Genomic DNA, 25,046 nt, shown 5'->3' with positions numbered 1-25,046 from the left:
TGGGTGCCACGAAAGCGGTTAAGAAGCCGTTAAGCCCCCGCCCGACGGCCCCGCATCGCGTCGGTGAACCGCTTGAACAGATAGAGGCTGTCCTGCGGGCCCGGCGCGGCCTCGGGGTGGTACTGGACCGAGAACACCGGCCTGTCCTGCACCCGGATCCCGCAGTTGCTGCCGTCGAACAGGCTGACATGGGTTTCCACCACGCCCGCCGGCAGCGTCTGGCTGTCCACCGCGAAGCCGTGGTTCATCGAGGTGATCTCGACCTTGCCGGTTTCGGTGTCGCGCACGGGATGGTTGGCGCCGTGGTGGCCGTGGCCCATCTTCACCGTCCTGGCACCCAGCGCCAGGGCCAGCATCTGATGGCCCAGGCAGATGCCGAAGATCGGCATGTCGCGATCCAGAAGCGTCTGGATCATCGGCACGGCATAGGCGCCGGTCGCGGCGGGATCGCCGGGGCCGTTGGACAGGAACACCCCTTCGGGCTGGTGGGCCAGAACCTCCTCGGCGGTGGCGGTGGCGGGCAGGACCGTCACCTCGGCGCCGAAGGCCACCAGCGACCGCAGGATGTTGCGCTTGGCCCCGTAATCCAGCGCCACGACCTTGAAGGGCTTTCCCTCGGCCGAGGCGCCGAAGCCCTTGCCCCATTCCCAGGATCCCTGGTCCCAGCGATAGCTTTGCCGGCAGGTGACCTCTCGGGCCAGATCCAGGCCGACGAGGCCGGTCCAGCCGCGGGCCCGCGCCACCATGGCGGCGATGTCGAAGCGACCTTCGGGGTCGTGGGCCAGCACCACATGCGGCGCGCCCTGCTGGCGGATCGCCCGGGTCAGACGCCGGGTATCGACGCCGCCGATGCCGATGCGGCCGCGCCGGGCCATCCAGCCCGGCAGATCGCCCGCCGCGCGCCAGTTCGAGGGATCGGTGGGATCCCAGCGGACGACGATGCCGCTGGCGACGGGATCGGCGGCCTCGTCGTCTTCCGGGGTGATGCCGGTGTTGCCGATATGGGGAAAGGTGAAGGTGACGACCTGGCTGGCGTAGCTGGGATCGGTCATGATCTCTTGATAGCCGGTCATGGCGGTGTTGAAGACCAGTTCGGCCACGACTTCCCCGGGGGCGCCGAAGCCCTGGCCGTAGAACACGGTCCCGTCGGCAAGCGCAAGGCAGGCGGTCGGCTTGTTGGCCATGGCGGGCACCCTTTGTCTGAAACCTGTCGGTCCATAAGGGCCGCGGCCCGCGACGTCAAGAACGCGCGCCCGGCTTGATCTGGCCGTCCGCCTGCCCTACATCGCAGGTCTTTCGCACCCTTGGGAGAGGATCATGGACCTGCGCACCACGCTGCAAGCCGCCACCAAGGAGGCCATGAAGGCCCGCGACAGCGCGCGCCTGTCCACGCTGCGCCTGATCGGGGCGGCGATCAAGGACCGGGAAATCGCCGCCCGCACCGGCGACGGCGACGGCACGCTGGGCGACGGCGACCTGATCGCCATCCTGTCGAAGATGGTCAAGCAGCGCCAGGAATCGGCCAGGGCCTACGAGGAAGGCGGCCGTCTGGAACTGGCCCAGAAGGAAGAGGCCGAAATCGCGGTGATCCAGGAGTTCCTGCCCCGCCAGATGGACGAGGCCGAAACCGCCGCCGCCATCGACGCGGCCATTGCGGCGCTTGGCGCCTCCAGCCTGCGCGACATGGGCCGCGTCATGGCCCTGCTGCGCGAACGTCATGCGGGGCAGATGGACTTCGGCGTGGTCGGGCCGATGGTCAAGGCGCGCCTGCTGAACTGACCGGCCCTCTGGCGCGTTCAGGCTGGCAGGAGGTGACCGAGATGCCAGCGAAATCCAAAGCCCAGCAGAAGGCCGCGGGGGCCGCCCTGTCCGCCAAGCGCGGAGACGCCAACGTCAAGGACCTGCAGGGGGCGTCCAAGGGCATGTATGACAGCATGAGCGAGCGCCAGTTGAAGGAGCTTGCCGAGACGAAGCGCAAGGGCAAGCCCCAACACAAGGGCGACTGAAGCGGCGCGGCCGGCCGTCGGCGGCGGTCAGCGCAGGCTCGCCAGCCTGCGCAGCAGGTCGTCGTGCAGATGGCGGCGTTCCTGCGGCGTCAGGAAGGCGCCAAGCTCAATTTCCCGCTGGCCATCGGTCAGCGTCAGGTAGGATTCGACGGGTCCGCGCCGCAGGATCGGGCGCAGCCAGTAGCTGTTGGTGGTCCATTCCCGCAGCCTGCCACCCGGATCGCGCCGGATCACTTGGGCGGTGCGGCGGTCCAGCAGCAGTTCCTCGGCCATCTGGCCCCGGCGATAGCTGTGCTGGATCGCGAACCAGACGCCGCCGATCACCAGCAGAAGGAAGGGCAGAAGCCCCCACAGGACGGCCGTGCCCAGCATGGCCAGCACCGGCAGCGCCATGAAGCCCGCCGTCAGCCCGATGAACCAGACGAAGCCGTGGGGCGGCAGCGACTGATAGGGCCAGAGCCGCAGTCTATAGGAAGCGGCCCCGGTATCATCCGGGGCCGTGTCGTTCCATTCGTATGGCATCAGTGGGCGTGGCTGCGGTCCCAGTCCTCGCGACGGGGAAGCTGCTCGAACGTGTGTTCGGGCGGGGGCGAGGGCAGGGTCCATTCCAAGGTGTCGGCGTATTCGTTCCAGTAGTTGTTCTGGGTCACGCGCTTGCCGGCGAACAGCGTGTAGAACACGACGCCGATGAAGAACAGGAACGAGATGAACGACAGATAGGCGCCCAGCGAACTGATGTAGTTCCAGTAGGCGTATTCCACCGGATAGTCGATATAGCGGCGCGGCATCCCCTGGCGGCCCAGGAAGTGCTGCGGGAAGAAGGTCAGGTTGGCGCCGATGAACATCATCCAGAAGTGGACCTTGCCCGCCCATTCGGGATATTGCCGGCCCGACATCTTGCCGATCCAGTAATAGATGCCCGCGAACAGCGCGAAGACCGCGCCCAGCGACATCACATAATGGAAATGCGCCACGACATAGTAGGTGTCGTGATAGACGCGGTCCAGGGGCGCCTGGCTCAGCACGATGCCGGTCACGCCGCCGACGGTGAACAGGAACAGGAAGCCGAAGGCCCAGAGCATCGGCGTCTTGAACTCGATCGAGCCGCCCCACATCGTCGCGATCCACGAGAAGACCTTGATGCCCGTCGGCACGGCGATCGTCATGGTGGCCAGCATGAAGTAGGATTGCTGGGTCAGCGACATGCCGACCGTGTACATGTGGTGCGCCCAGACCACGAAGCCCAGCACCCCGATCGCAGCCATGGCCAGGACCATCGGCAGGTAGCCGAAGATCGGCTTCTTCGAGAAGGTGGCGATGACGTGGCTGATGATGCCGAAGCCGGGCAGGATGATGATGTAGACCTCGGGGTGGCCGAAGAACCACAGGATGTGCTGGTACAGCACCGGGTCGCCGCCGCCGGCCGGGTTGAAGAAGTTGGTCCCGAAGTTGCGGTCCATCAGCAGCATGGTGATGGCGCCGGCCAGCACCGGCAGGGCCAGCAGGATCAGCCAGGCGGTGATGAAGACCGACCAGGCGAACAGCGGCACCTTGAACAGCGTCATGCCCGGCGCGCGCATGTTCAGGAAGGTGGTGATGATGTTGATCGACCCCAGGATCGACGAGGCGCCCGAGACGTGGACCGCGAAGATCGCCAGATCCATCGAATACCCGGCCTCGGTCGTCGACAGCGGCGGATACAGCACCCAGCCTACCCCCGAGCCCAGCTGGTCCGATCCGCCCGGCGACAGCAGCGAGGCGACGCCCAGGCAGACGCCCGCCACATACATCCAGTAGGACAGGTTGTTCAGGCGCGGGAAGCTCATGTCCGGGGCGCCGATCTGCAGCGGCATGAAGTAGTTGCCGAAGCCGCCGAACAGCGCCGGGATGACGACGAAGAACATCATCAGGACGCCGTGATAGGTGATCATCACGTTCCACAGATGGCCGTTCGGCGTGCATTCCGCGGTCGAATCGGCGATGAAGCGCGCGCCTTCCAGGCACATGTACTGCACGCCGGGGTTTTGCAGTTCCATCCGCATGTAGACCGTGAACGAGACTGCGATCAGCCCCACGACCCCTGCGGTGAACAGGTAAAGGATACCGATGTCCTTGTGATTGGTGGACATGAACCAGCGGGTGAAGAACCCGCGTTGGTCGTGATGGTCGTCGTGGCCATGAACGGCTGCGTCTGCCATACCCGAACTCCTCAGATATAGTGATCCGGTCCGGCAGACCGGCATTTCCCTGGGGTCGTTCTAGACCAGCCGCGCCGACCCGGCAATGCCCTAAGGTTGCCGGAAATGCGGCTTTCGAGAACGCGAACGGCCCCAGGGTCAGCGGAAGACCAGCACCGGGATCCGCGAATGCGTCAGGATCCGCGTGGCTTGGCTGCCCAGCACCACCGCCGCCACGCCCCGCCGCCCATGCGAGGACATGGCGATCAGGTCGCAGCCTTCCGCAAGGGCCGTGTCGATGATCGCCTGCCAGGGGTTGCCGTGCCACTTGTGATGGATCTCGACGGGAACCCCTGCCGCCACGGCCTTGTCGCGTGCTGTGGCAAGAACCTTCTCTGCATCGGCGCGCGCCTCTGCGTCGTAGCTGGCGCGCGTGCTTTCGATCTGTGCCGCGGCCGGGCTGAAGACGTGGAAGGGTAGGCTGACGGTGACGATCGACACCGCCGCGCCCAGGCTGGCGGCCAGGGCCACGCCCTTGTCGACGGCCAGGGTGGCCAGATCGGATCCGTCGGTCGGGATCAGGATATGCTTGAACACCGATGTTCCTCCTGTGGTGGCGGCCGCGTGCCCTGCGCGCAGGCCCGGTTGCACGGCAGAGGCTGACACGCCGCGGCGGGGCGGAACATGATCTGAATCAAGCGGGCCGACCCCGAAGGATCGGCCCGGCAGCCTGTCGGCCAAGGGACGTTATTGGGCCGCGGCAGGCGAGACGCTGGCGAGATAGGCGGCGACATCCGCCTGGTTCTTGTTCAGCTTGAAGGTCATCTTGGTGCGGGCGGAAGAATCGCCGGTCTTTTCCTGCACGAACTTGTTGGGATCGGTGATGTAGGCCGCCAGATCCTCGACCGTCCAGACTTCGCCCGCATCGCGCAGGGCGATCAGCGCGTCGGAATAGTTATAGCCTTCCTGCGCCGCGGCGGGGCGTCCCACGACACCATAGAGGTTCGGCCCGGTCGCGCCGCCCTTCACGATGTCCTCGCCCTCGGGCGACTGGATCATGTGGCAGGCCTTGCACTTGCGGAATTCCTGTTCGCCCACTGCGGGGTCGCCGGCGTCCTGTGCCAGGGCGGGCAGGGCCAAGGTGACACCCATCAGGGCGCCGATCATCGCAAATCTCATTCCATCCTCGCTGTTCCAGATCCATTGGAGGTTCCAGACAACCTTCTTAAGGCCCGCAAGTTCATTTGCCACCGGGCAGAAGGTCGCATTCTACCGACGCGCCCTGGCCGAAGGCCGTGCCGAAGGTCCGGCGCAGCGCCAGATCCAGATCGGCCATGCCGACCGGCAGGCCCAGGTCCACCAGGCTGGTCACGCCATGCCCGCTGATCCCGCAGGGCACGATGCCGCCGTAATGCGACAGGTCCGGCTCGACATTGATGGCGATGCCGTGGAAGCTGACCCAGCGGCGCAGCTTGACGCCGATGGCCGCGATCTTGTCGTCGCGGATGCCGCCGTCGGGCAGGGGCGGCTTGTCGGGGCGCGCCACCCAGACCCCCACGCGGCCCGGGCGGACCACGCCGGTGACGCCGAACTCGGCAAGCGCGGCGATCACCCAGGCTTCCAGCCGGGCCACGAAGGCCCGCACGTCCCGGCCGCGCCGGTTCAGGTCCAGCATGACATAGACCACGCGCTGTCCCGGGCCGTGATAGGTGTACTGCCCGCCGCGGCCCGCCGCATGAACCGGAAAGCGCGCCTCCAGCAGGTCCTGGGGACGGGCGCTGGTGCCGGCAGTGTAAAGCGGCGGATGCTCGACCAGCCAGACCAGTTCATCGGCCGTCCCGCCGTGAATCGCGGCGACCCGCGCCTCCATGAAGGCCACGGCATCGTCATAGCCGGTCAGTCCGCCCGAAGTGATCCAGTCCATCATCGGCCGGGTCTGACCTGCGGCGCGGCCGCCGTCAAGCGGGCTCAGAATCCCCTTTTCAATCTCCGGCGGCTCGGCTATCACCCGCCGCACTGCCCGGATGCGGTCGTGGCGGAATTGGTAGACGCGCAGCGTTGAGGTCGCTGTTCCTTAACCGGAGTGGAAGTTCGAGTCTTCTCGACCGCACCATCATTCCCTTCCTCCCATCCAGGACAACCGGGCCGCCGGCCCGATGCGGATAAGGGATGACGATGAAGATTGCCGTGGTCGGTCTGGGTTATGTGGGATTGTCGAACGCCGTTCTTCTGGCGCAGCACTCTCGGGTCGTGGCGCTCGACATCAACGAGGCCCGGGTGGCCAGCGTCAACGACCGAAAGAGCCCGATCGAGGATGCCGACATCGCCCGCTTCCTGGCCGAGCGCGATCTTGATCTGACCGCCACCACCGACCCGCAGACGGCGCTGGCCGGGGCGGACTTCGTGATCGTCGCCACCCCCACCAACTACGACGCCGCCACCAACGGCTTCGACACGCGGTCGGTCGAGGCGGTGATCGACCTTGCCCGCAGGCACGCCCCCGACGCGGCGATCATCGTCAAGTCCACCGTGCCCGTGGGCTTCACCAGCCGGATGAGGGCCAAGACCGGCTTCGACGGCATCATCTTCTCGCCCGAGTTCCTGCGCGAGGGGCTGGCCCTGCACGACAACCTCCATCCCAGCCGGATCGTCGTGGGCGACACCGGCGAGGCCGCCCGGCGCTTCGCCGCGCTTCTGGCCCAGGGCGCGCTGGATCCCGACGTCCCGGTGCTGTTCACCAACTCGACCGAGGCCGAGGCCATCAAGCTGTTCGCCAACACCTTCCTGGCCATGCGGGTGGCCTATTTCAACGAACTGGACAGCTATGCGCTGAGCCACGGCCTGGATCCCCGGGCGATCATCCGCGGCGTGGCCCTGGATCCGCGGGTGGGCGACTTCTACAACAACCCGTCCTTCGGCTATGGTGGCTATTGCCTGCCCAAGGACACCAAGCAACTGCTGGCCAACTATTCGGCCGTGCCGCAGAACCTGATCGCGGCGATCGTCGAGATCCAACCGCACCCGCAAGGACTTCATCGCCGACCAGATCATCGCCCGAAACCCGCGGACGGTGGGCGTCTATCGCCTGGTGATGAAGGAGGGCTCGGACAATTTCCGCGACAGCGCCATCCAGGGGATCATGAAGCGGATCAAGGCCAAGGGCATCGCCTGCATCGTCTACGAGCCGGTCCTGCAGGAGGATCTGTTCTTCAACTCGCCGGTCGAACGGGATCTGGAGGCCTTCAAGGCCAAGTCCGACCTCATCATCGCCAACCGCCGCCACGACGATCTGGCCGATGTCGCGGACAAGCTGTTCACCCGAGACCTTCTGCAACGGGACATATGACCCCCGCCGCCCGCATCGCCGCCGCCATCGCGATCCTCGACCAGGTCCTTGCCGGCCAGCCGGCCGAACAGGCCCTGCTTCGATGGTCCCGGTCCAGCCGCTATGCGGGGTCGGGCGACCGGGCGGCGGTGCGCGATCTGGTGTTCGATGCCCTGCGCTGCCGCGACAGCCACGCGGCGCTGGGCGGGGCGCTGACGGGCCGGGGGCTGATGATCGGCGGGCTGCGGGCGGCCGGCCAGGATCCGGCAGCCTTCTTCACCGGCGACGCCCATGCCCCCGCCGCGCTGAGCCCCGATGAACGCCCCTGCCACGGCCCCGGCGATGCCCGGATCCTGCCGGACATCCCCGACTGGATCCGCCCGCTGTGGGACGCCTCGCTGGGTGGGGACGCCGATGCGATCGCGAAGCTGATGCGGCAGCGCGCGCCGGTCTGGCTGCGGGTCAACCCGATCAGGGCCGATCCGGCCCGCGCCATCGGCCGTCTGGCCGATGACGGCATCGCGGCCCAGCCCGATCCCCGCCTGCCCACCGCCCTGCGCCTGACCGCGAACGAGCGGCGCCTGACGCAAAGCCGCGCCTACGGCGAGGGCCTGGTCGAGCTTCAGGACCTGTCGCCCCAGCTGGCCTGCGCGGCGCTGCCGGTCGAAGCGGGCGCGCGGGTGCTGGACTATTGCGCGGGCGGCGGGGGCAAGACGCTGGCGGTGGCGGGCCGCGCGCCGGGGCTGGCGCTGACGGCCTACGACGTCGATCCCGCCCGGATGGGTGATCTGCCGCGGCGGGCCGAACGGGCCGGCGTCCGGGTCCGGCTGGCGGACCGGCCCGGCGGGCGCCACGACCTGGTGATCGCCGATGTGCCCTGTTCGGGGACGGGCACCTGGCGGCGCACGCCCGATTCGAAATGGCGTCTGACGCAAGCCGCCCTGGAGGGGCTCGTGACGATTCAGGCGCGGATCCTGCGCGAGGTGGCGCCGCTGGTGGATCGGGGCGGCCATCTGGCCTACATGACCTGTTCGGTTCTGGGGGTCGAGAACGGCGCGCAGGCCGACCGTTTCCTGGCCGATCATCCCGAGTTCCGGGAGGTCTCGCGGCGGCTCTGGACGCCGCTGGACGCCAGCGACGGCTTTTTCCTGTCGCTGATGGCGCGCCGATGAAGCCCCGTGCCGCCCTTAACGCTCTGTTAAGCGGTTTGGCGCTATCCAGCATCCTGAAGGCGTGGAAAGGGGCTGGACGGATGACTTTCGGGGAAACCCAAACCGCAATCTCGCGCAACGCGGCCATCGCCCTGCCGATCCTGATGCTGCCGATGGTGATCGCGGCCATCGCGGCCCTGGTCCTGCCGCAAAGCGGATACGGGGTCCTGGCGCTGGTGATCGGGACGATCGCCGTCGCCTGGTACATCCTGGGAGGCGTGATCTCGCTGGGCTATGTGCTGGACCGGCTGGCGGCGCGCCGCGCCCTGGCCGCGATCCGCCATGAGGTGGCCGAGGCGCCGGAACCCGTCTGGATCAGCGATTCGGACGGGCTGGTGGTGATGCAGAACGACCGGTCGCGGGCGGGGTTCGGGGACATCGCCGGGCAGAACATCCTGCGGCTGCTGGCTCAGCTGCGTGCCGATGCCGCCGACGACCTGGCCGGGCTGGTGCGGCGCGCGGGCCATGCGGGCTGCGCGGATCTGGCGCTGGGCTCGGGCGACACGCTGACGCTCAGCCGGGCCGAGGACGCGCCGCTGCAGATCTGGTCCTATCACCGGCGCGGGTCGCAGGCCGCGGCCGCGGTCCTTCCCGATGAAGCGGCCCACTGCGACGACTTCGAGGCGATCCCCGTGGCCCTGCTGCGCATCGCGCCCAGCGGCCATATCCGCCGGGCGAACGCGGCCGCGCGGCGGCTTCTGGGGGCCAACCTGCCGCAGGGCGCGGAACCCGTCCACATCGGCTGCCTTCTGGACGGTCCGGGGCGGCCGGCGGGCGAATGGGTCGCCGAAACCCACGCCGCGCGGCGGGGCGACGGGCGGACCGAGGTGCTGCGCCTGCGCGCGGCCGAGGATGCCGCAGCCGAGCAGCATTTTCAGGTCACGCTGGCCGCCGATCCGGTCGAACCCGGGGTGATCGCGGTCCTGAACGACGCGAGCGCGCTCAAGACGCTGGAGGCGCAGTTCGTCCAGAGCCAGAAGATGCAGGCGATCGGCCAGCTGGCGGGCGGGGTGGCGCACGACTTCAACAACCTGCTGACGGCGATCCGGGGCCATTGCGACCTGCTGATGCTGCGCCATGACAAGGGCGACCCCGACTACGCGGATCTGGACCAGATCGGGCAGAACGCCAACCGCGCGGCCGCACTGGTGGGCCAGCTTCTGGCCTTCTCGCGCCGCCAGCAGCTCAAGCTGGAAACGCTCGATCCGCGCGACGTGCTGGCGGATCTGACGCATCTTCTCAACCGGCTGGTGGGCGAGACCATCACCCTGACCATCAGCCACGATTCCGCCCTGCGCGCGATCCGCGCCGACAAGAGACAGCTGGAACAGGTCATCATGAACCTTGTGGTGAATGCCCGCGACGCTATGCCGACGGGCGGCAACATCGAGATCCGCACCGACATGATGGCCATCGACGGCGATCTGGCGCGCGACAAGGTCTCGCTTCCCAAGGGCGACTACCTGCGCATCCGCGTCACCGACGAGGGCTGCGGCATCGACCCGGCGCTGCGCGACAAGATCTTCGAGCCCTTCTTCACCACCAAGCGCGTGGGCGAAGGCACCGGGCTGGGCCTGTCCACCGCCTACGGCATCGTCAAGCAGACCGGCGGCTATATCTTCTGCGACAGCGAGGTGGGCAAGGGCACCTGCTTCTCGCTGTATTTCCCGGCCCAGACCGGCATCCAGCCGCTGCGCCCCGCAGCCATGCCCGCGCCCGCCGCCATGACCCAGCCGGTGCAGCGCGCCACCGTGCTGCTGGTCGAGGATGAGGCCCCGGTGCGCGCCTTCGCCGCGCGCGCGCTGCGCCTGAAGGGCTACGAGGTCCACGAGGCCGCCAGCGCCGAGGAGGCCCTGGCGCGGCTTGGCGGCAGCCTGGCCGTGGACATCTTCGTGACCGACGTGGTGATGCCGGGCATGGACGGGCCAAGCTGGGTGCGCGCCGCGCTGAAGGATCGTCCGGGCACCCGCGTCGTCTTCATGTCCGGCTATACCGAGGACATCTTCGGCGAAGGCCACGACCCCATCCCGAACGCGGCCTTCCTGGCGAAACCCTTCACGCTGAACGAGCTGGTCGAGATCGTCGGGCGCCAGATGCAGGACCCGCCGCGCCGGCTAGACGCCTAGCGGCCGAGGCGCGGGAAGCGCGGCCGAAAGCTGGTTAATAAAGGCTGTCCGCAGGGCGAATCCGCTTGAAAAGGAACGGAGGGATACGCATCTAGGGTCAGGAACAAGAAGTGAACATGAACCCCCTCAAGGCGCACGGATTGCCGCGCCAACCGGGCTGTGAAATAACGGTAAGGACCATATGGCACAGGCGAGCATCTTCGACATGAACGACAAGCGCAGCGCGGACAAGCAGAAGGCGCTCGACAGCGCCCTTGCCCAGATCGAACGCCAATTCGGCAAGGGTTCGATCATGAAGCTGGGCAAGGACAGCCCCGTGGCCGAGATCGAGGCGACCTCGACCGGGTCGCTGGGCCTGGACATCGCGCTGGGCATCGGCGGCCTGCCCAAGGGGCGGATCATCGAGATCTTCGGGCCGGAGAGCTCGGGCAAGACCACGCTGACGCTGCATGTCGTGGCCGAGGAACAGAAGAAGGGCGGCGTCTGCGCCTTTGTCGATGCGGAACACGCGCTTGACCCGCAATACGCCAGGAAGCTGGGGGTGAACCTCGACGAGCTGCTGATCTCGCAGCCCGACACTGGTGAACAGGCGCTCGAGATCGTGGACACGCTGGTGCGGTCCGGGGCGGTCAGCCTGGTGGTGGTCGATTCGGTCGCGGCCCTGACCCCGAAATCCGAGATCGAAGGCGACATGGGCGACATGCAGATGGGCAGCCAGGCCCGGCTGATGAGCCAGGCGATGCGCAAGCTGACCGCCAGCATCGGCCGGTCGAACTGCATGGTGATCTTCATCAACCAGATCCGCATGAAGATCGGCGTGATGTTCGGCAACCCCGAAACAACCACGGGCGGCAACGCGCTGAAGTTCTATGCCTCGGTCCGCCTGGACATCCGCCGCACCGGCGCCGTCAAGGACCGCGACGAGGTGATCGGCAACACCACCCGCGTGAAGGTCGTCAAGAACAAGGTCGCGCCGCCGTTCCGCCAGGTCGAGTTCGACATCATGTACGGCGAGGGCATCAGCAAGGTCGGCGAGTTGATCGACCTGGGGGTGAAGGCCGGCGTGGTCGAGAAGTCGGGCGCCTGGTATTCCTATGGCGACGAACGCATCGGCCAGGGGCGCGAGAACGCCAAGCAGTTCCTGCGCGACAACCCCGACAAGGCCATGGCCATCGAGGACAAGATCCGCGCAAGCCACGGCCTGGAATTCGCCGTCGCGGGCGGCGAGGACGAGAGCCTGACCGAGGAATAGGCGTCAAGGCGCAGCCCGGTCACGAATGCGAAGGCGCGGCATTGCCGCGCCTTTCTGCATGGGATCGGGAACCTAGAAGATCAGCGCCAGGATCCCGATCACGACCAGCAGGCCGATGATGAAGATGACGCCGATGGTGCCGCCGATGAACTTGAGCATGTGATTCTCCTGTTGCAGGGGAAGACAACGGGCACGGCGCCGGACTGTTCCGGCCTTCATCCCGGCGCCGGCCTCCTTGCTGGCGGTCGGCGCCGTCGCTGGACAGGAACCCCGGCGCCGGATAGACCATGCCAGCCCGGTCACCGCCGGCAAGCGATCCAGCGATGAAGGCCCGCCATGCCCAGTCTGAACGACATCCGATCCACATTCCTCGGCTTCTTCGAACGCAACGGCCACAAGGTCGTCGAAAGCTCGTCCCTGGTGCCGCGCAACGATCCGACGCTGATGTTCACCAATTCGGGCATGGTGCAGTTCAAGAACCTGTTCACCGGGGTCGAGACCCGCGACTACAAGCGCGCCACCACGGCCCAGAAATGCGTCCGCGCGGGCGGCAAGCACAACGACCTGGACAATGTGGGCTATACCGCGCGCCATCACACCTTCTTCGAGATGCTGGGCAACTTCAGCTTCGGGGATTACTTCAAGGAACAGGCCATTCCCTTCGCCTGGGAACTGCTGACCAGGGATTTCGGCATCCCTGCGGACAAGCTGCTGGTCACCGTCTATCACACCGACGACGAAGCCGCGAACATCTGGAAGAAGGTCGCGGGCCTGCCGGACGACCGGATCATCCGCATTCCCACCGACGACAACTTCTGGCGGATGGGTCCGACCGGCCCCTGCGGCCCCTGCACCGAGATCTTCTATGACCACGGCGACCACATCTGGGGCGGCCCTCCGGGTTCGCCCGACGAGGACGGCGACCGCTTCATCGAGATCTGGAACCTGGTCTTCATGCAGAACGAGCAGTTCGAGGACGGCACCATGCGCGCGCTCGACATGCAGTCGATCGACACCGGCATGGGCCTGGAACGGATCGGCGCGCTGCTGCAGGGCAAGCACGACAACTATGACACCGACCTGATGCGGTCGCTGATCGAGGCGTCGGCCAACGCCACCAGCAACGATCCCGACGGGCCGGGCAAGGTCCATCACCGGGTCATCGCCGACCACCTGCGCTCGACCAGCTTCCTGATCGCCGACGGGGTGATGCCCAGCAACGAAGGGCGCGGCTATGTGCTGCGCCGGATCATGCGCCGGGCGATGCGGCACGCGCATATGCTGGGGGCGCAGGATCCGGTGATGCACAGGCTGGTGCCAGCCCTGGTGCGCCAGATGGGCGCGGCCTATCCCGAGTTGACCCGCGCGCAGTCCCTGATCGAGGAAACCCTGCGCAGCGAGGAGACGCGCTTCCGCCAGACGCTCGACCGCGGCCTGCGGCTGCTGGACGAGGAACTGGCGCGCCTGCCCGAAGGCGCGAGCCTGCCCGGAGAAACCGCCTTCAAGCTCTACGACACCTACGGCTTCCCGCTGGACCTGACCCAGGACGCGCTGCGGGAACGAGGGCGGTCCGTCGATACGGCAGGATTCGACGCCGCGATGGCCGAACAGAAGGCCAAGGCGCGGGCGGCCTGGGCCGGTTCGGGCGAGGCCAAGGACGCCGCGATCTGGTACGAACTGGCCGAACGCCACGGCGCGACCGAGTTCCTCGGCTATGACACCGAGGAAGCCGAGGGCCAGATCCTGGCCATCCTGGCCGATGGCGCCGAGATCGGCCAGGCGGCCCAGGGCCAGTCCGTGACCATCGTCGTGAACCAGTCGCCCTTCTACGCCGAAAGCGGCGGCCAGGTGGGCGACACCGGGCTGATCAAGACCGAAACCGGCGCCGCCCGCGTCACCGACACGAAGAAGGTCGCGGGCGTGTTCCTGCATCTGGCCGAGGTGACGCTGGGCACCATCAGCCGCGGCCAGGGCGCGGCGCTGTCGGTCGATCACGACCGCCGGGGCGCGATCCGCGCCAACCACTCGGCCACGCACCTGCTGCACGAGGCGCTGCGGCGCGCGCTTGGCGATCATGTCGCGCAGCGCGGCAGCCTGAACGCGCCGGACCGGCTGCGCTTCGACTTCAGCCACAACGGCGCGGTGTCGGCGGACGAACTGTCGCGCATCGAGGCCGAGGTGAACGAGTTCATCCGCCAGAACGCCCCGGTCGAGACCCGCATCATGACCCCGGACGACGCGCGGTCCCTGGGTGCGCAGGCGCTGTTTGGCGAGAAATACGGCGACGAGGTGCGCGTCGTGTCGATGGGCCGACTTGCCGGCAGCGGCAAGGGCGCCGACGGCCAGACCTATTCGCTGGAGCTTTGCGGCGGCACGCATGTCCTGCGCACGGGCGACATCGGCGCCTTCGCGATCCTGGGCGACAGCGCCAGCAGCGCCGGCGTGCGGCGGATCGAGGCGCTGACCGGCCAGGCGGCGCTGTCGCATCTGCGCGATGCCGACAGGCAGTTGTCGGAAATCGCCGGGATCCTCAAGGCGCAGGCGGGCGACGTGGTCAACCGCGTCAAGGCCCTGGCCGATGAACGCAAGGCGCTTGCCAACGAGGTCGCGCAACTCAAGCGCCAGCTTGCCATGTCGGGCGGCGGCGCGGGCCAGGCGGCCAAGCATATCGGCGGGGTCAGGTTCATCGGCCGCCGGGTCGAAGGCGTGGGCGGCAAGGAACTGGGGGCCCTGGTGGACGAGATGAAGTCCCAACTGGGCAGCGGCGCGGTCCTGGTCTTGGCCGAGGCCGACGGCAAGGCGACCGTGGCCGCGGGCGTGACGCCTGATCTGGTGGACCGGATCAGCGCGGTGACGCTGGTGCAGACGGCGACGGCCGCCCTGGGCGGCAAGGGCGGCGGCGGGCGGCCGGACCGCGCCCAGGGCGGCGCGCCCAGCCTGGCTGCGGCGGATGACGCCATCGCCCGGGTCGAGAAACTGCTGGAGGAAACGGCATGACTGCCCTGTGGATCGCCCATGTGACCGTCACCGACCCCGAGGCCTATGGCAGATACGCCCAGGCGGCGGGTCCGGCGATCGCCGCGCATGGCGGGGTTTTCCTGGCGCGGGGCGGGCGTTACCAGCAGATGGAGGGCAGGGACCGCGCCCGCAACGTGGTCGCCCGCTTTCCCAGCTTCGATGCCGCCGTTGCCTGCTATAACAGCAGCGAATACCAGGCGGCCCTGGCCCATGCGAAAGGGGCGTCGGAACGCGACCTTGTGATCGTCGAGGAAACGCCTCCGTCCGCGAAATAGGCTAGGCATATCATCCTTTCGTGGTATTTTCCGGGACAAGAACCGAAAAACGCGAAGGGGCAGGATCATGTGCCGTTGGGCCGCCTATGTGGGCCAACCGATCTTTCTTGAGGACATCGTCAGCCGCCCCGATCATTCGCTGATCCGGCAAAGCCAGGGCGCCCGGCGCTGCGTGACGCCGGTCAACGCCGACGGCTTCGGGCTGGCCTGGTACGGCGAACGGCCCGAGCCGGGGCTTTACCGCGACGTGATGCCCGCATGGTCGGACCCCAACCTTCACAGCCTGGTGGCGCAGGTGCGGTCGGGGCTGTTCATGGCCCATGTCCGCGCCTCGACCGGGACGGCCACCAGCCGCAACAACTGCCATCCCTTCGTGTCCGGCCGCTGGAGCTTCATGCACAACGGCCAGTTCGGCGGCTACGAGGCCTTCCGCCGGGATGCCGACGTGATGATCCCGGACGACCTGTATCCCCACCGCAGGGGCGCCACCGACAGCGAGGCGCTGTTCCTGATCGCCCTGGGCGAGGGGCTGGGCCGCGATCCCAAGGGCGCGATGGAGCGGGCGATGGCGCGGCTGGCCGATCTGGCGGTGCGGCGCGGCTCTGCACCCCATGTCAGGGCAGCCTGTGCCTTTTCCGACGGCGAACGGCTGTATGCGGTGCGCTATGCAAGCGACGACCAGGCGCCCAGCCTGTTCCACCGCTGGTCGCAGACCCGCAACGGCCGCGCCGTCGTGTCAGAACCGCTGGAGACCGAGGAAAGCGACTGGACCGAAGTCCCGCCCGGCAGCTTCTGCGTCTTCGACCGCGACAGCGTGTCGGTCCAGCCCTTCGTCCCGCGGCTTCAGGCCCGCGCGGCCTGATCCGCCTGCGCCGGCGTCCCGGATCCCGGGGTGGTTCCCGTTGGAACGGGCTGGGGATCCGCGCCCGCAACCGCGGCCGCGGGCGGGGAAAGCGCGGCGGCGGGTTCATCAGGCGCGGCCTGCGTCGGCAATGCCGGCCCGTCTTGCGGCCGTTCCCCGGCCGCCGTGGTGCCTGCCGGAGCCCCCGCCAGGCTGCGGCGGAAGATCAGCAGGTTGTGATAGACGGTGCTGCGCCCGGTCAGGCCGCTGCGCTCCTCGGACGGCAGCACGTCGGCGCGCAGGTATTCCCAGCCATCCTTCGCCATGCGGTTCAACTGCGCCGCAAGGGCCACGGCGTAACGGTCGCCGGGCGTCCTGGCATCCTTGGCCTTCTCGCCGCGGGACGGTGCGGGAATGACGCTGTACTCGAACTGGCTCAAGGCGTGTCTCCGTTGGATGCGGGCGGTGAGGTAACCTGCGCGGGCAAGGGGGGTTCCGGGCAGTCCGCTTACAGTCCCAGCTTTCTGGCGACCAGATCGTTGACGGCGGCCGGGTTGGCCTTGCCGCCTGTGGCCTTCAGCACCTGTCCCACGAACCAGCCCGCCAGCTTGGGGTTGGCGCGCGCCTTTTCCACCTGCGCGGGGCTGGCGGCGATGATCTCGTCCACGGCCTTCTCGATGGCGCCGAGGTCGGTCACCTGGCGCATCCCGCGCGCCTCGACGATGGCGGCGGGGTCGCCGCCCTCGGTCCAGAGGATCTCGAACAGGTCCTTGGCGATCTTGCCCGAGATGTCGCCCCGGGCGATCAGGTCGATCACCCCGCCCAGCTGGTCGGCGGATACCGGCGAGGTCTCGATGCCCAGGCCTTCCTTGTTCAGGCGCCCAAACAGTTCGTTGATGACCCAGTTCGCCGCCTGCTTGCCGTCGCGGCCGCGGGCCACGGCCTCGAAATAGTTCGCGTTCTCGACCTCGGCGGTCAGCACGCCGGCGTCGTATTCCGACAGGCCCAGGTCCCGCACGAAGCGCGCCTTCTTTTCGTCGGGCAGTTCCGGCATGGCGGCCGCAATGTCGTCCACCCAAGCCTGTTCGATGTCCAGGGGCAGCAGGTCGGGATCGGGGAAATAGCGGTAGTCATGCGCTTCCTCCTTGGAGCGCATCGACCGGGTTTCGCCCCGGTCGGGATCGTAGAGCCGGGTTTCCTGCACCACCGCGCCGCCGTCCTCGATGATGGCGATCTGGCGGCGGGCCTCGTATTCGATGGCGGCCTGGATGAAGCGCAGCGAGTTCATGTTCTTGATCTCGCAGCGGGTGCCCAGGTGGCCGAAGTCCTGGGTTTCCTGGTAGCGTTCATAGGCGCCAGGCTTGCAGACGCTGACGTTCACATCGGCGCGCAGGTTGCCGTTCTGCATGTTGCCGTCGCAAGTGCCCAGATAGCGCATGATCTGGCGCAGCTTGGCGACATAGGCGGCGGCTTCTTCCGGACTGCGGATGTCGGGGCGGCTGACGATCTCCATCAGGGCGACGCCGGTGCGGTTCAGGTCCACGAAGGACATCGCCGGGTCCATGTCGTGGATCGACTTGCCCGCGTCCTGTTCCAGGTGGATGCGTTCGATGCGCACGCGGCGGGCGACGCCGGGCGCCATGTCCACGATCACCTCTCCCTCGCCGACGATGGGGTGGTAAAGCTGGCTGATCTGGTAGCCCTGCGGCAGGTCGGGGTAGAAATAGTTCTTGCGGTCGAAGGCGCTGCGCAGGTTGATTGCGGCCTTCAGGCCAAGCCCCGTACGCACCGCCTGGGCCACGCAGAATTCGTTGATGACCGGCAGCATCCCCGGCATCGCCGCATCGACGAAGGCCACATGGCTATTGGGTTCGGCCCCGAACGCCGTCGAGGCGCCCGAGAACAGCTTGGCGTTCGAGGCCACCTGGGCATGGACTTCGAGCCCGATGACCAGTTCCCAGTCGCCCTTGGCCCCGGCGATGGTCTTGGGCGAGGGTGCGGTGAAGGAAAGATGGTCGAGCATCGGGAACCTCGGGCGGGGGTGACAAGTAGTGGTGCTGCAGGCCTTTTAGGTCAGCGCGCCGGCGATGTCACGAGGGGGGCCGTGGCAAAGCCCGGGCGGGCGGGGACTGCTGCGAATCAAGAGGCTGGCGGAAATCCGCCACGATCGTTAACGACGTATTCGGAAATGCCGTCATCGGCGGATTTCCGATCACGGCGAAGCCTGCCTTTGGCGTCATGCCGCCGACGATTTTCCTGCCGCCTTGCGGGATTTTCCAAGCGGGATATGGGGTTGTGGACGAAACATTCCACGAGGACCCGGATGCGCCCTGCGCTTGTTCCCCTTGCAGCCCTGGCTTTCCTGGCAGCCTGCCAGTCCACCACCACGTCCCAGACCGACAGCAGGGCCGCCGTGGATGCACAGCAGATGCAGTTGGCCAACCAGCCGCCGATGCGGTGGGGACAGGCAGCGGGGTCCGAGCAGTGGACCCATGCCACGCTGTCCGCGCTGGACCGCGAGGGGGTCACGATCCTGTCGCGCGTGCCCGGCGACATCGATTCATTCTGCCCGAACTACGAGCAGCTGAACGCGACCGGCCGCAAGGCGTTCTGGGCCGGCCTGCTGTCGGCCGTCGCCAAGCACGAAAGCACCTATAACCCGCAGGCCAGCGGCGGCGGCGGCAAGTGGCTGGGGCTGATGCAGATCGCGCCGGCGACCTGGCGCAACTATGGCTGCGACGGCGACATCAGGAACGGCGGCGACAACATGTCCTGCGCCGTCAAGATCATGTCCCGCCAGGTGGCGCGCGACAACGCCGTGGCCCATGACGGCAACGGCTGGCGCGGCATCGCGCGGGACTGGGCGCCGCTGCGCAATGCCTCGAAGCGGGCGGACATCGCCGCCTGGACCAGCAGCCAGAGCTATTGCCAGCCGAAGGTGTAAGGGGCGCTGCCCCGTGGTTCTGAAGGCATGAGGGGCGCTGCCCCTCGGTCCTGCGGACCTCACCCCGGGATATTTCACCACAGAAGATGAGGCGGGCGCACGGCCCGCCTTCGTGCCTAGCGCAGGGCCGCCAGGATGCGCGCCCATGACCGCGCGCCCTTGGCGAAGCTGCGGACGTCGTATTTCTCGTTCGGGGAATGGATGCGGTCGTCGTCGCGGGCAAAGCCCACCAGCATCGAATCCATGCCCAGGATCGTCTTGAAGTCGCCGGCGATGGGGATCGAGCCGCCGCTGCCGATGAAGGCCGCATCCTGGCCCCATTCCGCGCCCAGGGCGCCCCGGGCCGCGGCGAAGGCGGGATCCGAGGTATCCATCACGCTGGCCGGGCTGCCGCCGTGTTCGTGGAACTCGACCATGCAATCTGCGGGCAGGAAGCCCCGCACATGGTCGCGGAAGGCCGTGCGAATCCGGGCCGGATCCTGCCGGCCGGTCAGCCGGAAGCTGACCTTGGCCCGGGCTTCGGCCGGCAGGACCGTCTTGAAGCCCTTGCCCGTATAGCCGCCGGTAATGCCGTTGATTTCGGCGGTGGGCCGGCTCCAGGCCATTTCAACCGGCATCCGGCCCCTTTCGCCGACGGGATCGGACAGGCCGACGCGCGCCAGCATCCCGGCGGCGTCGAAGCCAAGCGATTCCCAGTCGCGGCGCAGGTCCGGCGTAAGATCGTCCACCCCGTCGTAGAAGCCGGGCAGGGTGACGCGCCCATCGGCGTCCTTCAGCGCCGCCAGCGCCTGGGCCAGGACCATGATCGGGTTGGCGGCAAGCCCGCCGAACAGGCCGGAATGCAGGTCGCGGTCGGCGCCGCGGATCACGATTTCCTCGCCCACCAAGCCGCGCAGCTGGGTGACGATGGCCGGGCGGGTGCCGCCGAACAGTTCGGTGTCGCAGATCATCGCCAGCGAGGCGCGCAGTTCGTCCGCGTTCTCCTGCAGGAAGGGCCGAAGCGAGGGCGAACCGGATTCCTCCTCGCCCTCGAGCAGCAGGACCAGGTCGCTGGGCAGTTGGCCATGGACTTCGCGCCAGGCGCGGAAGGCCTCGATGAAGGTCATCAGCTGGCCCTTGTCGTCGGATGCGCCGCGCGCGCGGATCACCCGCCCTTCGGGGCCGTCCTCGATCAGCGGCTCGAAGGGGGTGGTCCCACAGCGCCAGCGGATCGACCGGCTGGACGTCATAGTGGCCATAGAACAGCAGCGGCCGGGCGCTGCCGGGCTGCGACCGCGCCACGACCATCGGATGGCCCGCCGTCTCGCGGACCGAGGCCTGAAAGCCCAGCCCCGCCAGTTCGTCGCGCAGCCATTCGGCCGCAGCGCGCACATCGCCCGCATGGGCCGGATCGGTCGAGATCGAGGGGATCCGCAGCAGGGCCGACAGCCGCTCCAGGGCCGGCTCCAGGTCCTGGTCCAGCCTGTGCAGGACCGCGTCCAGTGTGGTGTTGTTCGACATGTTGCCCTTGTTTTCCCGAGTGGTTTTCTAAGTATCAGACTGGTCCTTTTGTCGATCTGCGACAATTTTGGCCTGTCCTCGGTGCCGTTTGACATGTATCAACGTTGGACCGCGCGCGATCTGACAATGATTGCCCCCAGCCAGCTATGCAAGGGAACGCCCGCAATGAATTACGATGCCGCCCTGGATCAGGCTATCGGTCGGCTGCATGAGGAAGGCCGCTACCGCACCTTCATCGACATCGAGCGGGTGAGGGGCCGGTTCCCGCAGGCCGTCTGGACGCGGCCCGACGGCGGCAAGCAGGATATCACCGTCTGGTGCGGCAACGACTATCTGGGCATGGGCCAGCATCCGGTGGTGCTGGAGGCGATGCACGAGGCCCTGGACGCCGTGGGGGCGGGTTCGGGCGGGACGCGCAACATCAGCGGGACCACCGTCTATCACAAGCGGCTCGAGGCCGAACTGGCGGATCTGCATGGCAAGGAGGCGGCGCTGGTCTTTTCCAGCGCCTACATCGCCAACGACGCCACCCTGTCCACGCTGCGCAAGCTGTTTCCCGGCCTCATCATCTATTCCGACGAGTTGAACCATGCCTCGATGATCGAGGGGATCAAGCGGTTCGACGGCGCCAAGCGGATCTTCCGGCACAACGACCTGGCCCATCTGCGCCAGTTGCTGGCCGCCGACGATCCCACGGCGCCCAAGCTGATCGCCTTCGAATCGATCTATTCGATGGATGGCGACTTCGGCCCGATCAAGGCGATCTGCGACCTGGCCGACGAGTTCAACGCGCTGACCTACCTGGACGAGGTTCATGCGGTCGGCATGTACGGCCCGCGCGGCGGCGGCGTGGCCGAACGCGACGGGCTGATGGACCGCATCGACATCTTCAACGGCACGCTGGGCAAGGCCTTCGGCGTCTTCGGCGGCTATATCGCCGGCACCGCCAAGATGTGCGACGCGATCCGGTCCTATGCGCCCGGCTTCATCTTCACCACCTCGCTTCCGCCCGCGGTGGCGGCGGGGGCCGCGGCCTCGATCGCCTTCCTGAAGGGCGCCGAGGGCCAGCATCTGCGCGACGCCCAGCAGTTGCACGCGCGGATCCTGAAGATGCGGCTGAAGTCGCTGGGGATGCCGATCATCGACCACGGCAGCCACATCGTCCCGGTCCATGTGGGCCACCCGGTCCACTGCAAGATGCTGTCGGACATGCTGCTGCGCGACTATGGCATCTATGTCCAGCCGATCAACTTCCCCACGGTGCCGCGCGGCACCGAACGGCTGCGCTTCACCCCCTCGCCGGTCCACGCGCCCCAGCAGATCGACCATCTGGTGAAGGCGATGGACAGGTTGTGGTCACATTGCGCACTCAACCGACAGGAAATGAGCGCGTAATAAAATCACTTGGTGAACTGCTCTCGCCTGCGTGATACGCTCGGGATAAGGAAAAATGAGGAACCGTTCGATTCGAAGCGGTGTTCCTGAAGCGAGCGATGAGGCAGGCAACAAAAAATGAGCAGGCTGCGGGCTGAGAACCCGGCAGAGGAGATTTCTCGGGTGGAGGAAGTGCATCATTTCCTCGACGATGACACACGCCTTGGCGATATCCTGCGCGGCGAGCGGGCGACGCTGGGCAAGTCGCTGCTGGACGTGCAGCGCGAGTTGCGGATCCGGGCGTCCTATGTGGCCGCGATCGAGAATTGCGACATGACCGCCTTCGACACGCCCAGTTTCGTGGCGGGCTATGTGCGGTCCTATGCCCGGTATCTGGGCATGGATCCCGACTGGACCTTCCGCCGCTTCTGCCTGGAATCGGGCTTCCATCCCACGCATGGGATGGCGCAGGCGGCGGCCGGGCCGAAGCCCGCGCGCAGGCCCTCTGATCCGGCCGAGGCGCTGGCCAATCCCAAGGCCCTGTTCATCCCGCAGAAGCAGAGCTTCTGGTCCGACATCGAGCCGCGCGCCATCGGTTCGCTTCTGGTGCTGGTCGCGCTGATCTGCGGTCTGGGCTACGGCGGCTGGGCCCTCTTGCAAGAGGTTCAGCGCGTGACCCTGACGCCGGGCGAGACGGCGCCTGGGGTGGTCACCGCCCTCGACCCGGTCGAAGGGGCGCTGGTGTCCGAGCCTGCCCTGGACATGGCCGACGGCACCGAACTGGCGCAGGCGCTGCCGCAGCCCGAAGGGCTGGACCGCCTGTATCGGCCGCAGATCCTGGAGGCGCCGGTTCTCACCTCGCGCGATGGCCCCATTGCCGCGATCGACCCGGGGCTGACGCAGATCCCGGCGCCGGCGACGGATGTCGCGCAAGCGGCCCCCGATGCCGCGACCGCGATCCAGCGCGCCCTGGCCGAAGCGGGGGCGGCGTCCTTCGGCCCGCCGATGCCCGCGCAGGCAGCCTCGATCACGGTGGCGCCGGACGCGCCGGGGCTGGAACTGCTGGCGGCCCGCCCGGCCTGGGTGCGGGTCACCTCGGCCGACGGGACGGTGCTTCTGGAAAAGATCATGGATGCGGGGGAACGCTTCGCCTTGCCGTCGCTCGAGGAGCCGCCGCTGCTGCGCACCGGCAATTCGGGGGCGGTCTATTTCGCGCTGGGCGGCCAGACCTACGGCCCCGCCGCGCCCGGACCCCAGGTCGTCAAGAACATCAAGCTGTCGCCCGAGGAGGTGACGGGCAACTTCGCCCTGGCCGATCTGAACGCCGATCCCGAACTGGCGCAGATGGTCGCCGTGGCGCAGGCGACGCCGGTCGCCGACGGGCAGGCGACGACGACCGAATAGGCCGCCTGCATCCTGATCCGGCGCGATGGCGGGGCGCACCGAAGGGGCTAGTGGCCCCAGGTCCGTTCCAGAAGGCCGATCCAGTTGTCGCAGGCGATCTTGCGGACCAGCTCCGGGCCATAGCCGTGGGCCTGCATCGCGTCCAGCAGGGCCGGCAGGGCCGCCGCGTCGGGCAGGTCGCGCGGCATCAGCGCGCCGTCGAAGTCCGAACCCATCGCCACCCCGTCCTCGCCCAGGATGCCCAGCAGGTGATCCAGGTGGCGCAGCATCGTGTCGAAGCCCTCAAGCGGCAGGCGGCGCCCATCCTCGCGCAGGAAGCTTGACGCGAAGTTCAGGCCGACAAGGCCGCGGCTGTCGGCGATCGCGCGCAGTTGCCTGTCGGTCAGGTTGCGGCTGCTTGCGCTGATGGCGTGGACGCAGCTGTGGCTGGCGACCAGCGGCGCGTCGGACAGGGCGGCCACGTCGTCGAAGCCGGCCTCGTTCAGGTGCGACAGATCCAGCATGATGCGCAGGCCGTTGCATTCGCGCACCAGGGTCTTGCCGGCTTCCGTCAGCCCGGCGCCGGTGTCGGGCGAGGACGGGAAGGCGAAGGGCACGCCGTTCCCGTAGGCGGTGGGCCGCGACCAGACCGGGCCCAGCGACCGCAGGCCCGCCGCGTGCCACAGGTGCAGCGCGTCCATGTCCGCGATCGCCTCGGCCCCTTCCATGTGCATGATCGCCGCGATCCGTCCCGCCGCGATGCTGGCCCTGATCCCGCTGGCCGAGGTGACGATGTCCAGCGTCCCGGTGCGTTCCAGGGCCTTCAGGGCCGCGGCTTGCGCGAAGGCATGGGGCAGGGCCCGGCCAAAGGGGATCGCCTCGGGCAGGGGCATGGCGAAGGGCGGGTTTTCCATCAGCGCCGCGGCGGCCGCGTCGTTCGGACCCTGCGGCGCCGGAATCCAGATCGCGAAGAAGCCGCCGACCAGCCCCCCGGCCCGGGCGCGCGGCAGATCCAGATGGCCGGTGCCGTCGCCCTCCAGCCAGACCTGCGGCCCCTTCGCCACCACGCGTTGCAGGAAGTCGTTATGGCCGTCGAATACCGGGATCATCCGCCTCTCCTTGGTTTGTCCTGACCATGCACATCCCGCCGCGCGCGGCAATGGGCGCGCTTGGCGGGGCGCGCGATTCGGCCTTAGGCTGATCGGGCAAGCCAGAGGAGCGCCAGCCATGCCCGACATCCGCCGCGATTTCGACGGCCAGACCGTCATCACCACCTTCGAGGTGACGCCGGGCAGCGCCCATGACGTGCTGGACCTGCTGACCGAGGCCTGGGACCAGGTGATCCGCCGGCAGCCCGGTTTCGTGTCGGGCGCCATCCATCTCAACGATGCGCAGACCCGCATTGCCACCTATTCGCAATGGCGCGACCGCAAGGATTATCAGGCGATGCTGCGCCACGAGGAGATGCGCCGCCGCAACCGCGAGATCCACGCCATGTGCAAGAGCTTCGAGCCGGTCATGTACGAGGTGCAGGCGGTCTTCGACGACTGATGCTGCAGGTGCAAAAAGACCGTGCAATCGCGCGGGGCGGCCGTTACCCTTCCGAAGCGTCAG

22 protein-coding genes, 1 tRNA gene and 2 pseudogenes are annotated in these 25,046 nt (G+C 67.8%); 14 read left to right on the top strand and 11 right to left on the bottom strand.

Going from position 1 to position 25,046, the window contains the following annotated elements:
• Nucleotides 1–29: 29 nt before the first annotated feature.
• The gene (carA, locus tag ACZ1HC_RS01875; RefSeq protein WP_472698505.1) at nucleotides 30–1,184 is read right to left on the bottom strand and encodes a glutamine-hydrolyzing carbamoyl-phosphate synthase small subunit; all 1,155 of its coding nucleotides are present in this window, start codon (nucleotides 1,182–1,184) and stop codon (nucleotides 30–32) included.
• A 133-nt stretch (nucleotides 1,185–1,317) separates the two neighbouring features.
• Here carA and ACZ1HC_RS01870 point away from each other — a divergent pair, with 133 nt between their 5' ends.
• Both ACZ1HC_RS01870 and ACZ1HC_RS01865 read left to right on the top strand, forming a co-directional pair.
• Nucleotides 1,318–1,779 (top strand): GatB/YqeY domain-containing protein, encoded by a 462-nt coding sequence (locus tag ACZ1HC_RS01870; RefSeq protein WP_472698504.1) that lies wholly within the window; start codon nucleotides 1,318–1,320, stop codon nucleotides 1,777–1,779.
• 41 nt (nucleotides 1,780–1,820) lie between these two features.
• A complete protein-coding gene (locus ACZ1HC_RS01865; protein ID WP_472700755.1) occupies nucleotides 1,821–2,006 on the top strand; it encodes a DUF3008 family protein in 186 nt (61 codons plus the stop codon).
• 27 nt (nucleotides 2,007–2,033) lie between these two features.
• Here ACZ1HC_RS01865 and ACZ1HC_RS01860 read toward each other — a convergent pair whose 3' ends face one another.
• The 5 genes from ACZ1HC_RS01860 to lipB form a co-directional block, all read right to left on the bottom strand.
• The gene (locus ACZ1HC_RS01860; protein WP_472698503.1) at nucleotides 2,034–2,528 is read right to left on the bottom strand and encodes a DUF2244 domain-containing protein; all 495 of its coding nucleotides are present in this window, start codon (nucleotides 2,526–2,528) and stop codon (nucleotides 2,034–2,036) included.
• Nucleotides 2,528–4,204, bottom strand: a complete 1,677-nt coding sequence (ctaD, locus tag ACZ1HC_RS01855) for a cytochrome c oxidase subunit I (RefSeq protein ID WP_472698502.1) — start codon at nucleotides 4,202–4,204, stop codon at nucleotides 2,528–2,530. Before ctaD ends, ACZ1HC_RS01860 begins: the two co-directional genes overlap by 1 nt.
• Before the next feature lie 138 nt (nucleotides 4,205–4,342).
• Entirely contained in the window at nucleotides 4,343–4,780 is a 438-nt protein-coding gene (locus tag ACZ1HC_RS01850) for a universal stress protein (RefSeq protein ID WP_472698501.1), read from the bottom strand.
• A 150-nt stretch (nucleotides 4,781–4,930) separates the two neighbouring features.
• Entirely contained in the window at nucleotides 4,931–5,362 is a 432-nt protein-coding gene (locus ACZ1HC_RS01845) for a c-type cytochrome (RefSeq protein WP_472698500.1), read from the bottom strand.
• A gap of 61 nt (nucleotides 5,363–5,423) precedes the next feature.
• The gene (gene lipB, locus ACZ1HC_RS01840; protein ID WP_472698499.1) at nucleotides 5,424–6,110 is read right to left on the bottom strand and encodes a lipoyl(octanoyl) transferase LipB; all 687 of its coding nucleotides are present in this window, start codon (nucleotides 6,108–6,110) and stop codon (nucleotides 5,424–5,426) included.
• Between the two features lie 99 nt (nucleotides 6,111–6,209).
• On the opposite strand from lipB, the gene ACZ1HC_RS01835 reads away from it, so the two are divergent.
• The 5 genes and pseudogenes from ACZ1HC_RS01835 to recA all read left to right on the top strand — a co-directional run bounded on the left by ACZ1HC_RS01835 (nucleotide 6,210) and on the right by recA (nucleotide 12,097).
• Nucleotides 6,210–6,296, top strand: a tRNA-Leu gene (locus ACZ1HC_RS01835).
• 62 nt (nucleotides 6,297–6,358) lie between these two features.
• Nucleotides 6,359–7,529, top strand: a pseudogene (locus tag ACZ1HC_RS01830) (nucleotide sugar dehydrogenase).
• Entirely contained in the window at nucleotides 7,526–8,680 is a 1,155-nt protein-coding gene (locus ACZ1HC_RS01825; protein ID WP_472698498.1) for an RsmB/NOP family class I SAM-dependent RNA methyltransferase, read from the top strand. The pseudogene ACZ1HC_RS01830 and the gene ACZ1HC_RS01825 overlap by 4 nt, the downstream one beginning before the upstream one ends.
• An 80-nt stretch (nucleotides 8,681–8,760) precedes the next feature.
• Nucleotides 8,761–10,845, top strand: a complete 2,085-nt coding sequence (locus tag ACZ1HC_RS01820) for an ATP-binding protein (RefSeq protein ID WP_472698497.1) — start codon at nucleotides 8,761–8,763, stop codon at nucleotides 10,843–10,845.
• Between the two features lie 181 nt (nucleotides 10,846–11,026).
• A complete protein-coding gene (recA, locus tag ACZ1HC_RS01815; protein ID WP_472698496.1) occupies nucleotides 11,027–12,097 on the top strand; it encodes a recombinase RecA in 1,071 nt (356 codons plus the stop codon).
• 72 nt (nucleotides 12,098–12,169) lie between these two features.
• On the opposite strand, the gene ACZ1HC_RS01810 is transcribed toward recA, so the two are convergent.
• Entirely contained in the window at nucleotides 12,170–12,316 is a 147-nt protein-coding gene (locus ACZ1HC_RS01810) for a small membrane protein YohP (protein ID WP_472698495.1), read from the bottom strand.
• 117 nt (nucleotides 12,317–12,433) lie between these two features.
• On the opposite strand from ACZ1HC_RS01810, the gene alaS reads away from it, so the two are divergent.
• The 3 genes from alaS to ACZ1HC_RS01795 all read left to right on the top strand — a co-directional run bounded on the left by alaS (nucleotide 12,434) and on the right by ACZ1HC_RS01795 (nucleotide 16,252).
• A complete protein-coding gene (gene alaS, locus ACZ1HC_RS01805; RefSeq protein WP_472698494.1) occupies nucleotides 12,434–15,094 on the top strand; it encodes an alanine--tRNA ligase in 2,661 nt (886 codons plus the stop codon).
• Nucleotides 15,091–15,390 (top strand): DUF1330 domain-containing protein, encoded by a 300-nt coding sequence (locus ACZ1HC_RS01800; protein ID WP_472698493.1) that lies wholly within the window; start codon nucleotides 15,091–15,093, stop codon nucleotides 15,388–15,390. The genes alaS and ACZ1HC_RS01800 overlap by 4 nt, the downstream gene beginning before the upstream one ends.
• A 67-nt stretch (nucleotides 15,391–15,457) precedes the next feature.
• Complete coding sequence (locus ACZ1HC_RS01795; protein WP_472698492.1) at nucleotides 15,458–16,252, top strand: class II glutamine amidotransferase; 795 nt, start codon at nucleotides 15,458–15,460, stop codon at nucleotides 16,250–16,252.
• On the opposite strand, the gene ACZ1HC_RS01790 is transcribed toward ACZ1HC_RS01795, so the two are convergent.
• Together ACZ1HC_RS01790 and gatB are read right to left on the bottom strand one after the other, a co-directional pair.
• The gene (locus ACZ1HC_RS01790; protein ID WP_472698491.1) at nucleotides 16,234–16,671 is read right to left on the bottom strand and encodes a DUF4177 domain-containing protein; all 438 of its coding nucleotides are present in this window, start codon (nucleotides 16,669–16,671) and stop codon (nucleotides 16,234–16,236) included. The two genes, ACZ1HC_RS01795 and ACZ1HC_RS01790, sit on opposite strands and share 19 nt — an antisense overlap.
• A gap of 68 nt (nucleotides 16,672–16,739) precedes the next feature.
• Entirely contained in the window at nucleotides 16,740–18,254 is a 1,515-nt protein-coding gene (gatB, locus tag ACZ1HC_RS01785) for an Asp-tRNA(Asn)/Glu-tRNA(Gln) amidotransferase subunit GatB (protein ID WP_472698490.1), read from the bottom strand.
• A gap of 300 nt (nucleotides 18,255–18,554) precedes the next feature.
• Between gatB and ACZ1HC_RS01780 the strand changes: the two genes are divergently transcribed.
• The gene (locus tag ACZ1HC_RS01780; protein ID WP_472698489.1) at nucleotides 18,555–19,175 is read left to right on the top strand and encodes a lytic transglycosylase domain-containing protein; all 621 of its coding nucleotides are present in this window, start codon (nucleotides 18,555–18,557) and stop codon (nucleotides 19,173–19,175) included.
• Nucleotides 19,176–19,291: 116 nt separating this feature from the next.
• On the opposite strand, the pseudogene ACZ1HC_RS01775 reads toward ACZ1HC_RS01780, so the two are convergent.
• Nucleotides 19,292–20,675, bottom strand: a pseudogene (locus ACZ1HC_RS01775) (M20/M25/M40 family metallo-hydrolase).
• 165 nt (nucleotides 20,676–20,840) lie between these two features.
• On the opposite strand from ACZ1HC_RS01775, the gene hemA reads away from it, so the two are divergent.
• On the top strand, nucleotides 20,841–22,070 hold the full coding sequence (gene hemA / locus ACZ1HC_RS01770) for a 5-aminolevulinate synthase (protein ID WP_472698488.1): 1,230 nt from the start codon (nucleotides 20,841–20,843) through the stop codon (nucleotides 22,068–22,070).
• A gap of 117 nt (nucleotides 22,071–22,187) precedes the next feature.
• Nucleotides 22,188–23,453, top strand: coding sequence for a helix-turn-helix domain-containing protein (locus ACZ1HC_RS01765; RefSeq protein WP_472698487.1), 1,266 nt, complete (start codon nucleotides 22,188–22,190; stop codon nucleotides 23,451–23,453).
• Between the two features lie 47 nt (nucleotides 23,454–23,500).
• Here the strand turns inward: ACZ1HC_RS01765 and ACZ1HC_RS01760 are convergent, their stop codons facing one another.
• Nucleotides 23,501–24,541, bottom strand: coding sequence for a dipeptidase (locus tag ACZ1HC_RS01760; protein WP_472698486.1), 1,041 nt, complete (start codon nucleotides 24,539–24,541; stop codon nucleotides 23,501–23,503).
• Between the two features lie 118 nt (nucleotides 24,542–24,659).
• On the opposite strand from ACZ1HC_RS01760, the gene ACZ1HC_RS01755 reads away from it, so the two are divergent.
• Nucleotides 24,660–24,983 carry an antibiotic biosynthesis monooxygenase family protein gene (locus tag ACZ1HC_RS01755; RefSeq protein WP_472698485.1) on the top strand — a complete coding sequence of 108 codons (324 nt, stop codon included), beginning with the start codon at nucleotides 24,660–24,662 and terminating at the stop codon, nucleotides 24,981–24,983.
• Nucleotides 24,984–25,046: the final 63 nt, after the last annotated feature.

The organism is Paracoccus sp. BR5-17, from assembly GCF_055693925.1.
Note: the sequence above shows the minus strand (reverse complement) of the source record. Positions and strands in the feature narration are given on the sequence as shown.